The organism is Paenibacillus cisolokensis (genome assembly GCF_018403665.1).
Classification (GTDB): Bacteria; Bacillota; Bacilli; order Paenibacillales; family Paenibacillaceae; genus Paenibacillus_AH; species Paenibacillus_AH cisolokensis.
This window is the reverse complement of record NZ_BOVJ01000141.1, coordinates 1-19,659: the sequence shown is the minus strand read 5'-3', so window position 1 is coordinate 19,659 and position 19,659 is coordinate 1. Positions and strand designations below refer to the sequence as shown.

Sequence of the window (19,659 nt, the reverse complement as noted above, 5' to 3'; positions counted from 1 at the left end):
GGCGCGGACGGTTAGACAGGCAAATAAAAACGCAAGGCTGGCCGCCTCGCGTCTGGTTACAACTTCTATCGAGCATTTCAACGGACAAAGGAAGCGAATTAGAGCGTCTTGCTCCAATCGTTCACCATATGTCCTTCCAGGAACTTCTCGCAATCCATCGCAGCCATGCAGCCGCTGCCCGCTGCTGTAATCGCCTGGCGGTATTTCTTGTCCTGCACGTCGCCGCAAGCGAATACGCCCGGCACATTCGTCTCGGTCGTGCCCGGCTTCACGATGATGTATCCGAGCTCGTCCGTTTCCACCTGGCCGTTCAGGAACTTCGTGTTCGGCGTATGTCCGATGGCCACGAATATACCGTTCGCTTCAATAATTTCTTCCTCGCCGGTCGAGTTGTTCCGAACTTTCAAACCGGTAACGCCCGCGTCTCCGGCGATCACTTCGAGAGGCGTCCGGTTCAGCTTCCAGCTGATTTTCTCGTTCTGCCGCGCGCGGTCCTGCATAATTTTGGAGGCGCGCAGTTCATCGCGGCGGTGCACCACCTCGACGTTCGTCGCGAAGCGGGTAAGGAAGTTCGCTTCCTCCATCGCGGAGTCGCCGCCACCGACGACGATAATTTTTTGCCCCGGAAGAAGAAGCCGTCGCATGTGGCGCAAGTGCTGACCCCGCGTCCGACATTATCTTTCTCGCCCGGAATGCCCAAATATTTGGCCGATGCGCCGGTGGAAATAATAAGCGATTCGGCGACAAGCTCGCCATGACCTTCCACCTGGAGCTTGAACGGACGCTCGGACAGATCGACGCTGTTCACCCAGCCGGTCTTGAACTCGGCGCCGAATCGTTCCGCCTGCTTGCGCATATTGGCCATCAGTTCCGGCCCCATGATGCCTTCCGGAAACCCGGGGAAGTTCTCCACTTCCGTCGTCGTCGTCAATTGACCGCCCGGTTCCGGACCTTCGATGACAAGCGGCTTCATATTCGCGCGCGCCAGATAGATGGCCGCGGTCAAACCGGACGGACCGGTCCCGATAATGATCGATTTGTACATAGGTATCCCTCCTAGTCTATTTGATTGCAAAACGCTGTTTGGCGGCGTCTTCTGCGGCAATGTCATCGTTCGCGCTGCTATTCGTTGTACCGTTTCCGGCCGCTATTCGCTGTCCCGTTCCGCAAATACGGAATGGATTGTTTTCATTTTTCCTTAATGCCGCATATTTCATCAATTCGCTTCACATATTTGCTCACGGTCGCGATGGACATTCCGTAGCGTTGCGATACTTCATGATACGAAATTTCGCGGCGATGCATCTTCGCCGTCAAATATTCCAATGCCGCCGCCCACCCTTCCGCTTTGCCGAGCTTCGGCACGTCAGGGTAGACGCGGGAGAGAAAATCCACCCAAAGCGTCAGCAGGTCATGCTGCTGCACCAGATCGTAGCGTTTGCCCATCCGCGACAGAGCCGCTTCCAGCACGGCCTGCCACCTGTCGTCCCAGACCGGCAGCCTGGACGGCATCCGGTTCGGCTCGATCACCGTGCGCTCCCCGCCCAGCACCGCTTCCAGCGGCCCGTGCACGCCGATCGTTCGCAGAACGAACAGCGCGATCCGCTTCAGGTAATCCTCTTCATCCGGCTCCAGCAGAAACGTCTGCAGCGCTTCTTTCACCTCGCCGTCAGCGATCATTCCCAGCGCCTGGATGACCTGCAGCTTCGTCTGACGATCGCCATGGCGCAGCGCCCAGAAGAAGGAGGAACGGACGAGCGGGTCCCGCTTCACATGCTCGGGGAAGCCTTCCGGCGTATTCTCCCACATTCGGAACTGCTCTTCGAAAGGCAGGTGGTAATGGTAACTGACGGGAACGGAATGTCCATCCTTATGTCCTTCCTCGCGCATGCGCTCCAACTGCTCGAGATAATACCGGGGAATGTCCGATTCAGGGTCCAGCTTGGCGGCCTGGCGCCAAAGCCGTTCGCTGTCCGCGTAGCGACCGATGTTGCAGGCCGCTACCGCCGCGTAATGACACAGGCACGGATCGCTGTGCAGCGCCGGGTCCTTAAGCAGACGAAGAAAGTGGCGGTACGCCGTCTCGTGATAGCCAAGTATGCCCATCGTAGTGGCCAGCTTGAATACATGCTCCTGGTGAAACGGGACCGTCTTGCTCAGCAGCGCGACGATCGGCGCGAGCCGCTCCTCGTCGCCTTCATGCTGAAGGAAGATGGCCAGATTGCATAGCCCGTGCAAATTGCCGGGATCGGTCTCCAGTACCTGGCGAACCGTATCCATCGCTTGCTCGAACATTCCCAGATAATAGTAAGCAAGCGCCAAATTGTTACGGGCGGCCAGAAAATCGGGATACTGCTCCACGATCGCTTCGAGCTGCTTCATCGCCTGCGCGAATTTCCCTTCTTCAAGAAGCATTCGCGCCTGATCGTGCTCATACAAGCCTTCCCGCGATTTGATTTTTTCAGCTTGGTCGGCCTCTCCAGCTCATAATGGAGCAGCTCCATCATTTCCTCGGCCTCTTCCAGAAACTGCCCTTCTTCGTCCTTCTCCAGATAGCGGACCAGGGCGTCCTCCGCCTCTTCGTACCGCTCCATATTGGCGTAATTGTTCGCCATGTAAAATGGCATTCCGTCATGGACGGGTCAAGGTCGTCGACAATATAGCGGAGAATCCGGTTCGACTCCTCGAAATTGCCCATCTCCGACAAAATGCCGGCCATATTGCAATGGTTGACCGGATTGTCCGGTTCGTATTCCACGGCGCGGCGGAAATACTTCAGTGCCTTGTCATAATGATAACGATCCAGCGAACGAACGGCCCGTTCGAAAAAGAACGTGGCGTCCCAATGAATCGGTATGACGTTGGTCGGCTGATCGGCAACCGCTCGTTTCTTTCCTTTCATTCGCAAGGCACCTCCCGGTACGTTCGATGCTCCGATTATACCACAGCGCGGCCCTTCCATACACACCCGGAAAATAAGGCAACGTCCGCCGGCCAGCCGCATCCGCCTTTCGGACCGTTATCGCAGCTGTACCGGCGGACGAATCCGCTACACCCCGGCGTTCTTGAAGAGCGTGCTGATCGAGCCGCCTTGACAAATAATTTTGGTCGCCTCGGCAAGCATAGGGGCGACCGACAATACTTGAAACCGCTCAGGCCGATTCGGGGGCAGCGTAATCGAGTCGGTTACAACCACTTCCCGGATATTCGGATGATCCAGCCGCTGCAGCGCATTCGCGGAAAACAGCGGGTGCGTCGCGCAGACGTACGCATCTTCCGCGCCGCGTTCCTTCAACCCTTCGACGACGTTGATGATGGTCGAGCCGGTATCGATCAGATCCTCGATAATGATCGGCGTCTGCCCGGCTACGTCGCCGATGACGTGCGTAATAACCGACTCGTTATGCGAAGGACGTTTCTTGATCATGATAGCGAAAGGCGAATCGAGATAGTTGGCGAGCTTCTCGGCCGTAGAAGCCCGACCGGCATCCGGCGATACGACGACCGGATTTTTAATGTTTTTCTCTTTCAGGTAATCGCTGATAAGATCAAGTGCGGTCAGGTGATCCACCGGAATGTTGAAGAAGCCCTGAATGGCCGGCGCATGAAGATCGATCGTGATGACCCGGGTCGCTCCGACCGTCGTGAGCACATCCGCCAGCATTTTGGCCGAAATCGGTTCGCGCGGAGCGGCCTTCCGCTCCTGCCGCGCATAGCCATAATAAGGCATGATGATGTTAATGGTACGGGCGGATGCGCGTTTGGCCGCATCGATCATGACGAGCAGCTCGACGAAGTGCTCGTTGATCGGATGCGAGAACGACTGGACGAGAAATACGTCGCAATTCCGGATCGTTTCTTCGTAATGGACGTAAATTTCGCCACTTTTGAAGCGGGAAAGCTTGATTTTGCCTAGGCTGATGCCTAATTCCCGGCCGATCCTCTCCGCCAGTTCCGGGTTGGACGATCCTGAAAAATTCGCAACTTGTCGCTAAACATGATACCCTCCTGAGCGTGATAAACCTATTGATTGAATTGCTGCAACGAGCTTGTTCGACATTTTTCATTATACATCGAATTTACGATAATTCAAAAATCGATCATGATGCGTGTACGGTCTTTAAACGTGGCCAATTGCGTAAATCCGACCTCTTTCAGCAGTTCACGCGCTTCGCTCAAATATTGCCCCAGTCTTTCCGGCTGGTGGGCGTCCGAACCGAGCGTAACCGGAATGCCGAGCTCAAGCGCGTATTCGAGCATCCGGCGGCTCGGGAACATCTCGGCGGCCGGCATTCGGAGTCCGGAAGCGTTCAGCTCGATCGCAAGCCCGTGCCGGCGCACCGCCTCCAGCGCGGCCCGTTCCAGATGCTGCACATCCCCTTCCGGCTGGAAGCCGAACCGTTTGATCACGTCGATATGGCCGATATAGTCGTACAGACCCGTAGCCGCCGCTTTGGCGACGGCATCGTAATAACGTTCGTAAACCGCCATCCGGTCCTTGCCATCCCATTCGTGCGTCTGGCGAAAGTCGGTGACGTCCCATCGATCCAGAAAATGGACGGAGCCGATGACATAATCCCACCGGTAAGGCTCCAGCAGACGGGCGATCTCTTCTTCCCAGCCTTCGATATAGTCCGCTTCGATCCCGACGCGCACGTCGATGCGTCCCGCATATTTCGCCTTCAGCTCGAAGCATTCCTCGACGTAGCGAGGCAATTCCTCAAGCGGCATCGCCATCTCTGGATAATAGTCGGCGGGGTCGACGTGCACGAGCGGAATATGATCGGAGAGGCCGATTTGCGCCAATCCGATCTCGATCCCCCGTTTCACATAGTCCTCCAGCGACCCCGTCGCATGTCCGCAGCGGGCATGGTGAGTATGGTAATCGATTTTCATATGCGAAAGCCGGCCTTTCCGCTCCGGTTTCCGGAGCTGATTTTATCGGTTCATTTTGTTTGTCGTCGGCTTGCCGTAGCGCGCCTTGAGCTCGCCCAGCACATCGTCCAGCGGCAGCCCGCGTTCGCGCAGCAGCACCATCAGGTGAAAGATAAGATCGCTCACTTCGCTGCGCAGCTCGTCATTGTCGCCATTTTTCGCGGCGATGACGACCTCTGTCGCTTCCTCGCCGAATTTCTTCAATATTTTGTCGAGCCCTTTGTCGAACAGATAAGTCGTATACGCTCCCTCCGGCCGCTCCTGGTGACGGCTCGCAATGATCGTCTCCAGCTTTCCGAGCGCCGCGAAACGGTCCCCATCCGCCTCAGCGGCCTGCTCTCCGACTTCGGACAGCGGCACTTCGTTAAAGAAGCAGCTGTACTTGCCCGTATGGCAAGCCGGGCCCCGCTGTTCGACGCGCACGAGCAGCGTATCGCCGTCGCAATCGTAATGCATCGACCTGATCCGCTGCGTATGCCCGCTCGTCGCGCCTTTGTGCCACAGCTCCTTGCGGGAGCGGCTCCAAAACCACGTCTCGCCGGTTTCCAGCGATTTCGCGAGCGATTCCCGGTTCATGTACGCCATCATCAGCACGTCTTTGCTGACGGCGTCCTGCACGATAACCGGGACGAGTCCGGCCTCGTTCCAGGCGATCTTCTCCGCCAGTTCCGCGGCATCCGGCTGTCCGTCCCGGCCGGCGCCCGGCTGCTGACGGCGGGCGTCCGCCGCTTCCATCCGCCCGTCCGGCAATAGCCGTTCGTTCATCGCACCTCTACTCCTTCCCGCCTGAGCGCTTCTTTTACGTCGCCGATCGTCAATTCCTTATAATGAAAAATCGAAGCCGCCAGCCCCGCGTCCGCGCGGCCCTCCTCGAACACATCGACAAAATGCCGCGCCGATCCCGCGCCGCCCGATGCGATGACCGGTATGCTCGTCGCATCCGCGACGGCGCGCGTCAGCTTAATGTCGAAGCCGTCCTTCGTGCCGTCGGCATCCATGCTCGTCAGCAGTATTTCCCCGGCGCCGAGACGTTCCGCTTCGCGGGCCCACTCCAGCGCCCGGATGCCGGACCGCGTCCGCCCGCCATGCGTGTATACTTCCCATTCGCCCCATTCGGGATTGAACTTCGCGTCGATCGCCACGACGATGCATTGGGAGCCGAACTTGCGGGCGCCTTCGGATATGAGCGACGGATTGCGGACCGCCGCCGTATTGATGCCGATTTTATCCGCTCCGGCGCGCAGCAGCCGCTTCATATCGTCGACATGGGCGATGCCGCCGCCGACCGTAAACGGAATCGTAATTTCGCCGGCCGTCTGCTTGACGACCTCGACCATTGTCGCCCGTCCTTCGTGCGAGGCGGAAATATCGAGAAAGACAAGCTCATCCGCCCCTTCCCGATCATAGATTGCCGCAAGCTCGACCGGATCGCCCGCATCGCGCAGATTGACGAAATTGACGCCTTTCACGACGCGCCCGTCCTTCACATCGAGGCACGGGATAATGCGTTTGGCCAACATCGCTGCTCTCTCCTTCCCGTAAGACGCGGATTAACCGATCGCCCGGATCGCTTCCGTCAGATTGATGCTTTCCGTATACAGCGCCTTGCCGACAATCGCGCCGGCTACCCCGTCCGCACGATGGTCGGCAAGCCGCCGCAAATCGTCCAGACGGCTGACGCCCCCCGAAGCGATGACGGACTTGCCGGATACGCGCGCGAGCGAGACGATCGCCTCCACGTTCGGCCCCTCCATCATGCCGTCGCGGGAAATATCCGTGAAGATAAATGTCGAGGCCCCTTGCGCGGCCAGTTCCACCGCCAGTTCCTCGGCTTTCACCTCCGACGTCTCCAGCCAGCCGCGCGTCGCGACGAAGCCGTTGCGCGCGTCCAGCCCGATCGCCACCTTGTCGCCGTACCGATCAAGCGCCCGCCGCACAAAGTCGCGATCCTCGATCGCCGCCGTCCCGAGAATGACCCGCGCCACACCGAGATCGATCAGCCGCTCGACATGCGTCAGATTGCGCAAGCCGCCGCCGACCTGCACCGGCACATTGACCGCGCGCGCAATATCCCCGATCAGGGTATCGTTGACCGGCGCGCCAGCCTTCGCCCCGTCCAGATCGACCAGGTGAATCCAGGACGCTCCCTGCTCTTCCCATAATTTCGCCACGTCCACCGGATCGTCGTTATATACCGTCTCCCGGTTGTAATCCCCCTGTACAAGCCGGACGCACTTGCCTCCCCGTATATCGATAGCGGGATAAATCGTAAAAGCTGCCATGATCCGAATCCAACCTTTCGTACTAGACTAGCCCTTCGGCGACTTGGCGGCTCCCCGTCAACGCCAGAAAATTGCCGAGCAAGCCCATGCCGAGCGCCCCGCTCTTCTCCGGGTGAAACTGCATGCCGTATACGTTGCCGCGCCCGACAATGGCCGTTACGGGCTGATAGTAATCCGTCACGGCGAGCAAGTCGCCGGGTTCCTCCGGCTTGACGTGGTAGGAGTGGACAAAATAGACATAACCTTCGTCCAGCCCTTCGAACAAGGGGCTCGGCTTGCGGAACGCAAGCCGGTTCCACCCCATGTGCGGCACCTTGTAATTGCCTCTGAACCGGACGACGGACCCGGGCAGCAGCCCGAGTCCCCGGCTCGGTCCATGCTCCTCGCTCTCGGTGAACAGCAGCTGCATGCCGAGGCAGATGCCCAGCAGCGGCTTGCCGGATTGGGCGAAACGCGTCACGACTTCGTCCAAACCGGTCTCGCGAAGATTGTCCATCGCATCGGAGAACGCGCCCACGCCCGGCAAGATCGCCCCGTCGGCCGACATAATTTCCTTCGGATCGGAAGAAACGGCCGTCTCGTAACCGAGCCGCTCCACCGCCTTGCCGACGCTGTGCAGATTGCCCATGCCATAATCGAGGATCGCGATCACCTACAATACCCCCTTCGTCGAAGGAACGCCCTGCACCCGCGGATCGATGCCGGTCGCTTCGTCGAGCGCCCGGCCAAGCGCCTTGAACACCGCTTCGATCATATGATGCGTGTTGCGGCCGTAGTGTACGATGACATGCAGTGTCATGCGCGCTTCCAAAGCCAGTTTCCACAAAAATTCGTGCACCAGCTCCGTCTGGAAGCTGCCAACCTGCGCGGACGGATATTCCGCCCGATATTCGAAATGCGGCCGGTTGCTCAAATCGATGACGACCTGCGCCAGCGCCTCGTCCATCGGCACGAACACGCTGGCATACCGCTTGATGCCCCGCTTGTCGCCGAGCGCCTCGCGGATCGTCTGTCCCAGGCAAATGCCGATATCCTCCACCGTATGGTGGTCATCGATATCGACATCGCCGCGCGCCTCGACCGTCAGGTCGAACTGGCCGTGCTTCGCGAACAGATCGAGCATATGATTCAGAAACGGCACGTCGGTTTCGATCGACGCCGTTCCCGTTCCGTCGATGGCAAAGGACAGCTTGATATCCGTTTCGTTCGTGGTGCGGGCCACTTCGGCCGCGCGTTTGACGTTGTCCGCCATATTCGATCCTTCCTTCTCCGTGTAAAGTTGCGTGCTTGTGCCGGCGGCCGCGTATTTCGGCCGCGATGCTTCCGAAAGCGAGAAAACGAAACGAGGAGCCGGCTTCAGCCGCCTGCGGTCCTACCGGCCGGCTCCGCCGCTTCCGCCCGCGCCTTCCCGCTCCAGCCGGACTGCGATCGCCCGGGCGTGGCCTTCCAGTCCTTCGCGGCGCGCCAGCGTCATAATCTTCTCGCCGTTCGCAAGCAGCGCCTCCTTGCTGTAGTAAATCAGGCTAGACTTCTTCAGGAAATCATCCACCGTCACCGGCGACGAGAAGCGGGCCGTTCCGTTCGTCGGCAAAATATGGTTCGGACCGGCGAAATAGTCGCCGACCGGCTCCGAGCTGTGCGGCCCGAGGAAGATAGCGCCCGCATTCTCGATCCTGGCGAGCAGCGACAACGGATCGGCCGTCAGCACCTCGAGATGCTCCGGCGCCATCCGGTTCACGACGTCGATGCCTTCCGCCAGCGAGTCGACGAGCAGCGCCGCGCCGTAGCTGTCGATCGAACGGCGCGCAATCGGCTCGCGCGGCAGCGCCTGCAGCTGCCGCTCGACCTCATCCGCTACGGCGCGCGCCAGCGTCTCCGACGGCGTCACCAGCACCGCCGAGGCCATCTCGTCGTGCTCCGCCTGCGACAGCAGATCGGCCGCCACATAGACCGGGTCGGCCGTCTCGTCCGCCAGCACGACGATCTCGCTCGGTCCGGCGATGCTGTCGATGTCGACGACGCCGAAAACGGCGCGCTTCGCCAGCGCGACATAGATATTGCCGGGGCCGCAAATTTTATCCACCGGCGCGATCGTCGCGGTGCCGTACGCCAGCGCGGCCACCGCCTGCGCTCCCCCGACCCGGTACATCTCCCGCACGCCCGCCTCCGCGGCGGCGACCAGAATGTACGGGTCGATCCCTTCCGTGCCGCCGGTAGCGGGCGGCGTCACCATGACGATCTCCGGCACGCCGGCCACCTGTGCCGGGATGACGTTCATCAGCACGGACGACGGATACGCCGCTTTGCCCCCGGGCACATAGACGCCCACCCGCCTCAGCGGGCGGACGATCTGCCCGAGCAGCGACCCGTCCGGCTGCAAGTCCATCCACGAGGTGCGCTTCTGCTTCTCGTGGAACGAGCGGATATTCGCGGCCGCTTCCCGGATGGCCGCGACGAATTCCGGCTCGACGCGGTCATATGCCGCTTCGATTTCGGCGTCTCCGACGCGCAGGGACGCCGCGTCGAGGGATACTTTGTCATGCAGCTCCGTATAGCGGAGCAGCGCCGCGTCCCCCTCGTTGCGAACCGCCTCGACGATTTCGCGTACCGCCTCGTTCTGTTCCGGAGAGCCGTACTCCACCTCACGGGTAATGCCGAACTGCTCCGCACGCATGATTTTCATGGCCATTCCCCTTCCTTCCGATCCGTCTAAGCTTCGCCAATCCGGCCCCGGCGTTCCTTAGCCTGGCCGCGATCGGTCTTACGCCCTGGCCGCGATTGTCGCCTGCAGCCTGTCGCACAAGCTCTGTATGGCGCCGTTCTTCATGCGGTAGCTGACCCGATTGGCGATCAGCCGGCTCGTAATGCCGAATATGGTCTGCATCTCCACGAGTCCGTTCTCCCGCAGCGTCTGCCCCGTCTCCACCATATCGACGATCCGGTCGGCAAGCCCGATCATCGGCGCCAGCTCGATCGAACCGTTCAATTTGATCACTTCCACCTGCTGGCCTTGTTCGCGAAAGAACTGGGACGCGACATTCGGATATTTGGTCGCCACCCGCGGATGCATGACCGGCTTCCAGTCCGGCAAGCCGATAACCGACATCCGGCATTTCGCGATGCCGAGATCAAGCAGCTCGTACACGTCCTTGTTTTCCTCCATCAGCACGTCCTTGCCTACGATGCCGATATCGGCCGCGCCGTATTCCACATAGGTGGGGACGTCGACCGGCTTCGCCATAATGAACGACATGCCCGCTTCGGGCGCCTCGATAATCAGCTTTCTCGTATCGTCGAAATCTTCCGGTATCGGCAACCCCGCTTCGCGAAACAGCTTCGACGCCTGCTTGTAGATCCGGCCCTTCGGCATCGCCACCTTCAGCAGCTCCCGTCCGCTCATGTGGCGTCGCCTCCTTTCGTATGCTCCTGCAATGTTCCCGTGTAAGAGAGGAATTCCGCATATCTTTTCCCTTTATACACGACCGGCTTGGCCGCCGCCAGCAGACTGCTGTGCGTCAGTCCGTCGTCGATCCGTTCCGTCACGACGGTATTGCCGCTGTCGCGCAGCCGCCCCGCTTCGATCAGCGCCTCCCGGCGTCCCGCCTCGTCGTAGCCGATCAGCACCGCGCTGTCGTCGCCGTCCGGCTCCAGCCCGACGAGCTCGAGCAGCCGGGTCGTCTTCAACGCGAAACCCGTCGCCGGCGCGGGACGGCCGAACTGGCCGAGCAAATTGTCGTAGCGCCCGCCGCTGACAACGGGAAACCCGAGATCGGCCGCATATCCTTCGAACGTCATGCCGGTATAATAGGAGAAATCGCCGATCATCGTCAAGTCGATCAGCACATGATCGCATACCCCGTACGCCTTCAGCACATCCCACATTTCGCACAGATGGCGGATCGACGCTTGCGCCGTCTCGTTGCGGCTGAGCTGCATCGCCTGATCGCATATTTCCTGGCCGCCGCGCAGCCGGAGAATCCCTTCCAGTTCCTCGCTCACGCCTCCGGACAGCCCGAGAGCGGCCAGCCGTTCCCGATAACCGACATAATCGCGGCCGAGCAGACACGCTTTCAGCTCTTCCTGGGCTTCCGCTTGGCCCTGCAACGTTTCTTCGAACAGTCCGTTAAGGAAGCCGACGTGACCGACCGCGATTTTAAACCGCTCAATACCGGCCGCCTTTAAGGATGCGATAGCCAGCGCCACCACCTCGGCATCGGCGTCGGCCGATGCATCGCCGATCAGCTCTACGCCGGTCTGGAAAAATTCCGCCTCGCGGCCCGCCTCTTCCTCGATGGACCGGAACACGTTGGCATGATAGGAAAGCCGAAGCGGAAGCGGCGCATCCCGCAACAGCGAGGCCGCGACCCGCGCGATCGGCGACGTCATATCGGAACGCAGCACAAGCGTTGTCCCGCGATTGTTCAACAATTTGAACAGCTTCTGATCGGATGTGGAGCTGGCGACGCCGACCGTATCGTAATATTCCATCGACGGCGTTACGATCTGCTCATAGCCCCACCTGCCCATACAGTCCAGCGTCTGCCGCTCGATCTGGCGCAGCTTCTTCGCCGCAGCCGGCAAATAATCTTTCAAGCCAACCGGCTTTTCGAACATTTTCGGTTTGGACATGCCCGTTCACCCACGTTGCTTTAATATATTAAAGTGCTACCATGTTACCATACTGCCAAAATAAAGGATTAGTCGTAATTCTAACATGCGGACCCGTGCCCGTCAAGCGGATCGGTGCAGACATATCGCCTTTGCCGAACATTTCCGCTTCTATCTTAATCTGCCCATCCGCCAACCAAAAAAGCGGTCAGTGACCGTTTGCCTTGTCCGGCACCGGCCCGCAACCGCTTCGGGACGCTTCTATTCAATCGCCTAATCCGCCCGGCGCAGCTCCCGGAGCGGATTGCCGCCGACGAAAGCGCCCGGCGCCACATCTTTGTGAACGACGGAGCCGGCAGCGACAACGGCGCCGTCGCCGATCGTAACACCCGGCAATATCGTCGTATTGGCGCCGATCAGAACGGACGATCCGATCTTCACGTCACCCAGTCTGTACTCTTTGATCAGATACTCGTGAGCCAGAATCGTCGTATTGTAGCCGATAATCGAGTTGTCGCCGACTTCGATCCGCTCCGGGAAAAAGACGTCGACCATAACCATCAACGCAAATGAGGTGTGCCGTCCGACCTTCATGCCGAGCACGCGGCGATAGATCCAGTTTTTGACCGGAAGCGACGGGCAGTAGCGCGCCAACTGGATAAATATAAAATTGCGCACCGCTTTGAACGGGCTGACGGTTTTGTACATCTGCCACAGGGCGTTAGGCCCCTCCACCGGATACCGCTCCAGCTTCCTCACACGTCCCGCTCCAATCCGACCAGGGCATAGAGATCGCGCATATCGTGAAGAATATGCTGCGCGCCGCTGTCTCTCAGCACTTGTTCCCCTTTGAGCGACCACGCCACCCCGACCGCGACGCAGCCCGCCGCCCGCGCCGCCTGCATATCGACCGGGCTGTCGCCCGCCATCAGCGTCCCGGCCGGATCCGCTCCCAGCTTCTCCATCGCCAGCAGCACCGGTTCCGGATGCGGCTTCGGATGCGAAACGTCGTCTATCGTGACAATCGCGTCCATATAATCGATGAGCCCGAAATATTTCAATCCGCGCTCGGTCGTCTGCCGCATTTTCGTCGTGACGACCCCCATCCGGATGCCCGACCGATGCAGCCGGCCGAGAACCTCGGGCACATGGGGAAACGGCTTGACCAGTTCGTCATGCAGCCGCCAATTGATTTCGCGATAGGCCGCCACAAGATGGGATACGTCGTCGAGACCGGTAAACTGCTTCATCTGGTCGACGAGAGGTTGTCCCATGCTCGGAATAATATGCTCCCGATCGAAGCCGTCCGGCACGACCCCCTGAAGCGCATGCAGAAATGAGCGGATAATCAGTTCGTTCGTATCGAGAATCGTCCCGTCCAGGTCGAACAGGACATGGTTAATCGTTCGTTTCATCTTCATGGCCTTTCGTTGTTTCTCTTTCGTTCGGCGCAGCTTCGGTCCGCTCCGCCCCGTGCTCTTCTCCGCCGTTCTCGGCCTTGGTCTCCTCCGGCCCGGCGTCAGCCGGCAGTCCCGTCTTCCGGTTGATAATCGGATCCAGATACCGTTCCGATGCGGCGCCTGTGGCGCGCCGGACGATGATGATCGCGACAGCCGCCAGCACAAGCAGAATGGCGACAAGCTGGGAAATGCGGATATTGCCGTAAGCCGGGTCCAGATATCCCGGTTCGAATGTTACGGTCATCGGCGACCACAACCCGTTCACGAAAGACGCCAGCCATTCCGGTCCATGAAACGCGAGGGAGTCCGTGCGCAGCCCTTCGATGTAAAATCTTCCGACCGAATACCAGATAAAATAGCTCATCAGCAGTTCTCCGGCCCGCAAAAACTTCTGGCGGCGCAAGATGAGCAACAGAATCAACCCGAGCAAGTTCCACAGCGATTCGTACAAAAACGTCGGATGGTGGAACGTCCCCTGAACGTTCATTTGGTCGACGATCCACCCCGGCAGATGCAGCGTATTCCGCAGGAAGTCTTCGCTGACCGGTCCGCCATAAGCTTCCTGATTGACAAAGTTGCCCCAGCGCCCGATGATTTGCCCCGTGATCAGCGAAGGCGCACAAATGTCGGCGACGCGCCAGAAGCTGTATCCTTTGGCGCGGATATACAAGATGCCGGCTATAAATGCACCGATCAACGCCCCGTATATCGCAATGCCGCCTTCCCATATTTTAAAGACCGATAACAGATCATGCTTATATTCGTCCCACTTGAACGCCACATAGTAGATACGGGCTCCGATAATGGCGGACGGAACGCCGATCAGCAACAAATCCATAAAGAAATCGGATGACAGTCCGTATCGCTTGCCTTCCCGAACGGCCAGCAACAGTCCGGCCAGCGCGCCGAGGCCGAGAATGATGCCGTACCAACGCACCTCAAAGGTACCGATCGCAATCGCGACGGGATTAATGAGAAGCATGTTCATACTTCGAATTCTCCTTTATTCGTAATCGTCCATGTCGTCCGCAATCGTCTCGGTCAGCTTGTTCGTAAACTGCAAAGCGGCATTGTATCCCATTCGCTTCAGACGATAGTTCATGGCCGCCACCTCAATAATAACGGCAAGGTTCCGGCCGGGACGCACCGGGACGGTCACAAGCGGGATGTCGGTATCGAGTATGCGCGTTTTCTCTTCGTCCAGCCCGAGCCGGTCGTACTGCTTATCCGGCTGCCAATTTTCCAGCTTGATGACGACGCTGATCCGTTTCTGCGTACGAACAGCTCCGGCGCCAAACAGCGTCATGACGTTAATAATGCCGAGCCCCCGAATTTCGAGCAGATAGCGGATCAACTCCGGCGCGCTGCCGTGCAGCTGGCCGTCCGACGTCTGGCGGATTTCGACGGCGTCGTCGGCGACGAGGCGATGGCCCCGCTTCACAAGTTCCAGCGCCGTTTCGCTCTTCCCGATGCCGCTGCTGCCGGTAATCAGCATGCCGATGCCGTACACATCGACAAGCACGCCGTGAATGGTCGTCGTCGGCGCCAGTCTCTGCTCCAGAAAATTGGTGATCCGGCTGGACAGAATCGTCGTCGCCACCTGGCTCCTCAGCACCGGGATATTCGTCAGGGCCGATTGTTCGAGCAGCTCCAGCGGCGGTTCCTGTCCTCTCGTCACGATGATGCAAGGCGTGTCCGCGCCGCACAGCCGTTCCATCCGGTCCTTGCGCACTTCCCGATCCAGCGTTTCCAGAAACGCAAGTTCCGTCCGCCCCAATATCTGCACCCGTTCCGAAGGATAATAGTGGAAATATCCGGCTATTTCCAGCCCCGGACGGTACAGATCGTCAACCGTCACCGTTCTTTTCAATCCGTCCTCTCCCGATAGTATTTCCAGTTGAAATACTTGAACAAGTTCGGAAACTTTCACTTTCCTGGGCATCGTGCTGCCTCCCTTACTTCCCTGCAACCGCCGGGTCCTTAGTTCTTAAGTTCTCCTTTTCCAATGACTCCATGGTAAAGGAAAAAAGCGCCGAAAGCAACGTCGACGTTGTGTTCGGCGCATCATGCCGCATCGCAGCAACGGTACGGATGCACGACGACCTGCTCGATTTCAGCCGGTGTAAAAAGGCGATTTTGCCCGCGACGCAAAAAAACCGCCCGATGGCCGGGCGGTTCGTTTCGAAACGAAACTTCTGCTTCATTATACTTCGAAAACGTTCAGTTCCGTTTCCTTGTCAAACACATGCGCTTTGTTCATGTCGATCGCCAGCTTGACGTTCGTGCCGTCACGCATGCCGGCGCGGCCGTCTACGCGCGCGATAACCGTATCGTTGCCGATACCGTTCAGGTACAGATACATTTCGTGACCGAGGTTTTCCGCAACTTCGACATGCGCGTTAACAACGGTGTTCGGAGATGCTTCAATAAATACCGGCTCTTCGTGGAGATCTTCCGGACGAACGCCGAGAATAACTTCTTTGCCGACATAGCCTTTCTCGCGAAGCGTCTTCGCTTTGCCTTCCGGCACGACAACGTCGATGCCTGTCGTTTTGAAGTGAAGCGCTCCGCCTTGATCGACCAGCCCGCCGGTAATGAAGTTCATGGCGGGAGCGCCGATGAAACCGGCTACGAACAGATTGACCGGATGATTGTACAGCTCTTCCGGAGAAGCCGCTTGCTGAATGACTCCGTCCTTCATAACGACGATCCGGTCGCCCATCGTCATCGCCTCGATCTGGTCGTGCGTTACGTAAATAACGGTCGTTTCCAGACGTTTGGCCAGCTTGCTGATCTCGGCGCGCATCTGTCCGCGCAGCTTGGCGTCGAGGTTGGAGAGCGGTTCGTCCATCAGGAACACTTGCGGTTCGCGTACGATTGCGCGTCCGAGCGCGACACGCTGACGCTGACCGCCGGAAAGCGCCTTCGGTTTGCGGTCCAGCAGGTGTTCGATATCGAGAATTTTAGCGGCTTCACGAACGCGTTTGTCGATTTCCGCTTTTTTGAATTTACGAAGTTTAAGGCCGAATGCCATGTTTTGATATACGTTCATGTGCGGATAAAGCGCGTAAGACTGGAATACCATCGCGATGTCGCGATCTTTCGGAGCGACGTCGTTGACAAGGCGGTCGCCGATGTAGAGCTTGCCCTCGGAAATTTCTTCAAGGCCTGCGATCATCCGCAGCGTTGTCGATTTACCGCAACCGGACGGTCCGACCAGGACAAGAAACTCTTTATCCTTGATGTCGAGATGGAAGTCTTTAACCGACGCGTTATCCGAACCCGGATATTTCTTGTAAACGTGTTCTAAACGTACACCAGCCATGTGCATTTCCCCCTATACGTATAATTGAGAGCTTTCTCGTAATCCTATCTTATAATAAGGGGTCAGCGTATGACTATGCACAAACTTTACAAAAATATTAAGCCCTTTTCGTGACTTTGTACAATAGCAAAATAATTTTCACCAGAACGGCATCCCGGAATTGCCGGACGTCGAGCCCTGTCTCCTGCTTCAGTTTGTCCAGCCGGTAAAGCAGCGTATTCCGGTGAATATAAAGCTTTTTGGCTGTCTCGCTGACATTGCAGTCAAGCTCAAAAAACGTTTCCAGCGTCGCAAGGATCTCCGGCTCGACGAAAACGTCGCTGCGTTTGAGCACCTGTTCCACATATCGGATCCGCTGTGATTCCGGGATGCTGTCGAGCAGCCGTTCCAAATGAATCAGCCAAGGGAGATGGATGGTATTGCCTACGTGAAACTTGCGGCCCAGATAGACCGTCTCCCGCAGCAGCCGGGTCGTCTCCACCATCGAGGTTGCAGGCGATGCCGGATACGCAACGGCCAGATGACAGTCGCCGATCCACTCGCTGGCCAGCATCTCATAAAGACCCGAACAGATGGAAGCCAGACTTTCTTCCAGCGAATCTTCTTCCCCTGCGGCGCGTTCCTCGGACTCGGTATCGGTAAGCAGGGATGTCGGCCCCCATATGAGCCATTCCTGCCCTTTAAGCGGGATCAGCAATATATCCTCTGCCAAAAACTGCCGTAGCAGCTTTTCCAGTTCGGTATAAGCGCTTCCCGCTGTCTCTGCAACCGGATGCTCGCTGACGAGCAGAAACGGGATCATTTCCGTAAACAGCCGCCCCCGGATCGTCAAATTGTCGGGAAGCGTGCTTTCGGGATGTTCGGATTCAAGCTGGTCGATGATCCACTGTCCGATCTGCATCGCTATGGATTCCGTATCGGATGCAGGACCCGTGAATCCGGCTAGACCCGACTTGAGCTGGCCGATCGTCCATCCGATCAGCGCCTTGTCAGTCTCGGTCAAATTGCTTCGCGATATTTCCATCACATCTACGTACTGTCCGTCCGTACGCAACGCAAACAGCGGTTTTCCGTCCCGTTCCGCAAGCTGTCCGGGTTGCGGCGCGCCGAAGGCTTTGCCCGACCCGGCGGATGCGCGCGCAGCATGCTCCCGCCATTCGGAAACCGTCAATTTTCGATGGTAGACCGGGCATTTCAAAATTTGCTGAAGCTGATCCATCCAATTTGGCGTGCTCATCGTTCATCCCCTATCCCATGCGGTTAAGCAACGCTTTTTTTTCGCTATTTTACCATAGACGCAGCGTCGACCTCCAATTTCATTTTTGCACGAGCAGCAGAACGATGGACAGCAGGGCAAACAATGCGGCGATAAGATACAGAAAAGAGACGGCTTGCACCTGATTCAGTCCCCACCGCATCAACACATGATGGAAGTGCATATTGTCCGCCCGATGGAGCGGTTTCCCCAACAGAAGCCGCCGCAGCATGACGATGATGGTATCGAATATCGGCAATCCAAGAGCGAGTATCGGCACCGCCATCGATAACAGCGTCGCGCTTTTGAACGCTCCTTCCACCGCCACGACGGCCAGCACAAAACCGAGGAACGTCGCGCCCGCATCACCGAGAAATATGCGCGCCGGATGAAAATTGTACGCGAGAAACCCGATGCATGCCCCGATAATAATCGCGGCGAGGAGCGCCGTATCCGGCTGTTTTTGATGATAGCGGCAACAAGCAGCGTCGCCGAGGATATCATGGATACGCCGGAAGCAAGCCCGTCCGCCCCGTCGATAAAGTTAACCATATTAATAAGCGCAAATACCCATACGATCGTGGAGACCGCCGACAACCACTCGGGAAAAAGATAAAACTTGCCGCTGACCGGGTCGGTAACGGCCATAATCCGGATGCCAAACGACAGCGGCAGCATCGACACAGCCAAGTAGCCGACAACACGGGGCCATACCGGAAAGTCACGCCCTTTCGCCTTGAAAGCGTCATCTGTCAGCCCGATGGCGACCAGCGCCAAACCGCCGACAGCAACGGTTAAACTAAGCCCGGTGATGCCTTGATAAAGTATGAATGTGACGGTCACAGCCGCGTATATCGCTGCGCCACCCATGAGCGGCACCGGCTTGCGATGAATTTTGCGGGGAGAGGGACGATCTACAAAGCCGATGCGCAAAGCCATCCTGCGGAGGACAGGCACACCGGCAAACACGATGATGAAGCTGACGAATGCTGCGGTTATCGCGATCATCATATCCCCCCTTGTATGCTAACGTTCGAATAACAATCGTCTTTTCACATTGTGCCCAAAAAAGAAAAAAACCCGCAGGCTGCAACCTGCAGGTTTTCATGATGATGAAGAGAAAATGGTGAGCCATGAAGGACTCGAACCTTCGACACCCTGATTAAAAGTCAGGTGCTCTACCAGCTGAGCTAATGGCTCGTAGTTGAAGTGGTGGAGGGCGATGGATTCGAACCACCGAACTCGTAAGAGAACAGATTTACAGTCTGCTGCGTTTGACCACTTCGCTAGCCCTCCACGTGCAAATCGTTTCAGAGCGGAACTCTGAAAACAAATGGTGGCTCGGGACGGAATCGAACCGCCGACACGAGGATTTTCAGTCCTCTGCTCTACCAACTGAGCTACCGAGCCACGCATTATAGGGATGGCGGAGCTGACGGGATTCGAACCCGCGTTCTCCTGCGTGACAGGCAGGCATGTTAGGCCTCTACACCACAGCTCCAGACAGATGGTGGACGCTGACGGGATCGAACCGCCGACCCTCTGCTTGTAAGGCAGATGCTCTCCCAGCTGAGCTAAGCGTCCGTATGTATGGTAGCGGCGGAGGGGATCGAACCCCCGACCTCACGGGTATGAACCGTACGCTCTAGCCAGCTGAGCTACGCCGCCACATTTCCCGTTATAATGTCTGCTTGCCGCGTACGGGACCGCTGCAAGATCGGGCATACATGTTTGCGCCCTGAAAACCGGATGCGAATGTCTGCGTCCAACCCTCTGCTTGTCATGCTTCTTAGG

The 19,659-nt window shown here is 58.1% G+C and carries 16 protein-coding genes, 6 tRNA genes and 4 pseudogenes; all 26 read right to left on the bottom strand.

Going from position 1 to position 19,659, the window contains the following annotated elements; genetic code table 11:
- Positions 1-98 precede the first annotated feature (98 nt).
- The 26 genes and pseudogenes from trxB to PACILC2_RS18770 all read right to left on the bottom strand — a co-directional run bounded on the left by trxB (position 99) and on the right by PACILC2_RS18770 (position 19,533).
- Positions 99-1,045, bottom strand: a pseudogene (gene trxB / locus PACILC2_RS18890) (thioredoxin-disulfide reductase).
- A gap of 143 nt (positions 1,046-1,188) precedes the next feature.
- A pseudogene (locus PACILC2_RS18885) lies at positions 1,189-2,902 on the bottom strand (tetratricopeptide repeat protein).
- Between the two features lie 147 nt (positions 2,903-3,049).
- Positions 3,050-3,999, bottom strand: a pseudogene (locus PACILC2_RS18880) (ribose-phosphate diphosphokinase).
- Positions 4,000-4,089: 90 nt separating this feature from the next.
- Positions 4,090-4,896, bottom strand: a complete 807-nt coding sequence (hisJ, locus tag PACILC2_RS18875; RefSeq protein ID WP_213530110.1) for a histidinol-phosphatase HisJ — start codon at positions 4,894-4,896, stop codon at positions 4,090-4,092.
- 42 nt (positions 4,897-4,938) lie between these two features.
- Positions 4,939-5,700 (bottom strand): bifunctional phosphoribosyl-AMP cyclohydrolase/phosphoribosyl-ATP diphosphatase HisIE, encoded by a 762-nt coding sequence (gene hisIE, locus PACILC2_RS18870; protein ID WP_244863633.1) that lies wholly within the window; start codon positions 5,698-5,700, stop codon positions 4,939-4,941.
- Complete coding sequence (gene hisF / locus PACILC2_RS18865; protein ID WP_062489425.1) at positions 5,697-6,455, bottom strand: imidazole glycerol phosphate synthase subunit HisF; 759 nt, start codon at positions 6,453-6,455, stop codon at positions 5,697-5,699. Before hisF ends, hisIE begins: the two co-directional genes overlap by 4 nt.
- A 30-nt stretch (positions 6,456-6,485) precedes the next feature.
- A complete protein-coding gene (gene hisA / locus PACILC2_RS18860) occupies positions 6,486-7,217 on the bottom strand; it encodes a 1-(5-phosphoribosyl)-5-[(5-phosphoribosylamino)methylideneamino]imidazole-4-carboxamide isomerase (protein WP_062489427.1) in 732 nt (243 codons plus the stop codon).
- Between the two features lie 22 nt (positions 7,218-7,239).
- Positions 7,240-7,869 carry an imidazole glycerol phosphate synthase subunit HisH gene (gene hisH, locus PACILC2_RS18855; RefSeq protein WP_062489430.1) on the bottom strand — a complete coding sequence of 210 codons (630 nt, stop codon included), beginning with the start codon at positions 7,867-7,869 and terminating at the stop codon, positions 7,240-7,242.
- Positions 7,870-8,469, bottom strand: a complete 600-nt coding sequence (hisB, locus tag PACILC2_RS18850; RefSeq protein ID WP_213530108.1) for an imidazoleglycerol-phosphate dehydratase HisB — start codon at positions 8,467-8,469, stop codon at positions 7,870-7,872.
- 120 nt (positions 8,470-8,589) lie between these two features.
- Entirely contained in the window at positions 8,590-9,900 is a 1,311-nt protein-coding gene (gene hisD / locus PACILC2_RS18845) for a histidinol dehydrogenase (RefSeq protein WP_213530105.1), read from the bottom strand.
- Positions 9,901-9,978: 78 nt separating this feature from the next.
- Positions 9,979-10,617 (bottom strand): ATP phosphoribosyltransferase, encoded by a 639-nt coding sequence (gene hisG / locus PACILC2_RS18840; protein WP_062489434.1) that lies wholly within the window; start codon positions 10,615-10,617, stop codon positions 9,979-9,981.
- Positions 10,614-11,846, bottom strand: coding sequence for an ATP phosphoribosyltransferase regulatory subunit (locus PACILC2_RS18835; RefSeq protein ID WP_213530103.1), 1,233 nt, complete (start codon positions 11,844-11,846; stop codon positions 10,614-10,616). The genes hisG and PACILC2_RS18835 overlap by 4 nt, the downstream gene beginning before the upstream one ends.
- Positions 11,847-12,098: 252 nt before the next feature.
- Positions 12,099-12,584, bottom strand: coding sequence for an acyltransferase (locus PACILC2_RS18830; RefSeq protein WP_201024063.1), 486 nt, complete (start codon positions 12,582-12,584; stop codon positions 12,099-12,101).
- Positions 12,581-13,240, bottom strand: a complete 660-nt coding sequence (gene ppaX, locus PACILC2_RS18825; protein WP_062489440.1) for a pyrophosphatase PpaX — start codon at positions 13,238-13,240, stop codon at positions 12,581-12,583. The genes PACILC2_RS18830 and ppaX overlap by 4 nt, the downstream gene beginning before the upstream one ends.
- Positions 13,224-14,273: a prolipoprotein diacylglyceryl transferase gene (gene lgt / locus PACILC2_RS18820; RefSeq protein WP_213530101.1), complete on the bottom strand. Its 1,050-nt coding sequence runs from the start codon at positions 14,271-14,273 to the stop codon at positions 13,224-13,226. The genes ppaX and lgt overlap by 17 nt, the downstream gene beginning before the upstream one ends.
- Positions 14,274-14,288: 15 nt before the next feature.
- A complete protein-coding gene (gene hprK, locus PACILC2_RS18815) occupies positions 14,289-15,227 on the bottom strand; it encodes an HPr(Ser) kinase/phosphatase (protein WP_062489444.1) in 939 nt (312 codons plus the stop codon).
- Between the two features lie 261 nt (positions 15,228-15,488).
- Complete coding sequence (locus PACILC2_RS18810) at positions 15,489-16,610, bottom strand: ABC transporter ATP-binding protein (protein WP_062489446.1); 1,122 nt, start codon at positions 16,608-16,610, stop codon at positions 15,489-15,491.
- 97 nt (positions 16,611-16,707) lie between these two features.
- Positions 16,708-17,847 carry a PucR family transcriptional regulator gene (locus tag PACILC2_RS18805; protein ID WP_062489447.1) on the bottom strand — a complete coding sequence of 380 codons (1,140 nt, stop codon included), beginning with the start codon at positions 17,845-17,847 and terminating at the stop codon, positions 16,708-16,710.
- 79 nt (positions 17,848-17,926) lie between these two features.
- Positions 17,927-18,205, bottom strand: coding sequence for an MraY family glycosyltransferase (locus PACILC2_RS28870; protein ID WP_307860645.1), 279 nt, complete (start codon positions 18,203-18,205; stop codon positions 17,927-17,929).
- 33 nt (positions 18,206-18,238) lie between these two features.
- Positions 18,239-18,735 (bottom strand): annotated as a pseudogene (locus PACILC2_RS28865) (MraY family glycosyltransferase); the annotation flags it as partial.
- A 254-nt stretch (positions 18,736-18,989) separates the two neighbouring features.
- Positions 18,990-19,065, bottom strand: a tRNA-Lys gene (locus PACILC2_RS18795).
- 10 nt (positions 19,066-19,075) lie between these two features.
- Positions 19,076-19,161, bottom strand: a tRNA-Tyr gene (locus PACILC2_RS18790).
- Positions 19,162-19,199: 38 nt separating this feature from the next.
- Positions 19,200-19,275, bottom strand: a tRNA-Phe gene (locus tag PACILC2_RS18785).
- A gap of 14 nt (positions 19,276-19,289) precedes the next feature.
- Positions 19,290-19,366: transfer RNA gene (locus tag PACILC2_RS18780), tRNA-Asp, on the bottom strand.
- Positions 19,367-19,373: 7 nt separating this feature from the next.
- Positions 19,374-19,449 (bottom strand) — tRNA-Val (locus PACILC2_RS18775).
- 7 nt (positions 19,450-19,456) lie between these two features.
- Positions 19,457-19,533, bottom strand: a tRNA-Met gene (locus PACILC2_RS18770).
- Positions 19,534-19,659: the final 126 nt, after the last annotated feature.

Excerpts from the sequence above, each read along its gene's own strand:
- hisB (WP_213530108.1), bottom strand. The coding sequence starts at position 8,469 with ATGGCGGACAACGTCAAACGCGCGGCCGAAGTGGCCCGCACCACGAAC.
- lgt (WP_213530101.1), bottom strand. The coding sequence starts at position 14,273 with ATGAACATGCTTCTCATTAATCCCGTCGCGATTGCGATCGGTACCTTT.
- hisJ (WP_213530110.1), bottom strand. The coding sequence starts at position 4,896 with ATGAAAATCGATTACCATACTCACCATGCCCGCTGCGGACATGCGACG.
- hisA (WP_062489427.1), bottom strand. The coding sequence starts at position 7,217 with ATGGCAGCTTTTACGATTTATCCCGCTATCGATATACGGGGAGGCAAG.
- hprK (WP_062489444.1), bottom strand. The coding sequence starts at position 15,227 with ATGCCCAGGAAAGTGAAAGTTTCCGAACTTGTTCAAGTATTTCAACTG.
- hisG (WP_062489434.1), bottom strand. The coding sequence starts at position 10,617 with ATGAGCGGACGGGAGCTGCTGAAGGTGGCGATGCCGAAGGGCCGGATC.
- hisF (WP_062489425.1), bottom strand. The coding sequence starts at position 6,455 with ATGTTGGCCAAACGCATTATCCCGTGCCTCGATGTGAAGGACGGGCGC.
- ppaX (WP_062489440.1), bottom strand. The coding sequence starts at position 13,240 with ATGAAACGAACGATTAACCATGTCCTGTTCGACCTGGACGGGACGATT.
- PACILC2_RS18810 (WP_062489446.1), bottom strand. The coding sequence starts at position 16,610 with ATGGCTGGTGTACGTTTAGAACACGTTTACAAGAAATATCCGGGTTCG.
- PACILC2_RS18835 (WP_213530103.1), bottom strand. The coding sequence starts at position 11,846 with ATGTCCAAACCGAAAATGTTCGAAAAGCCGGTTGGCTTGAAAGATTAT.
- hisIE (WP_244863633.1), bottom strand. The coding sequence starts at position 5,700 with ATGAACGAACGGCTATTGCCGGACGGGCGGATGGAAGCGGCGGACGCC.
- PACILC2_RS18805 (WP_062489447.1), bottom strand. The coding sequence starts at position 17,847 with ATGAGCACGCCAAATTGGATGGATCAGCTTCAGCAAATTTTGAAATGC.
- hisD (WP_213530105.1), bottom strand. The coding sequence starts at position 9,900 with ATGAAAATCATGCGTGCGGAGCAGTTCGGCATTACCCGTGAGGTGGAG.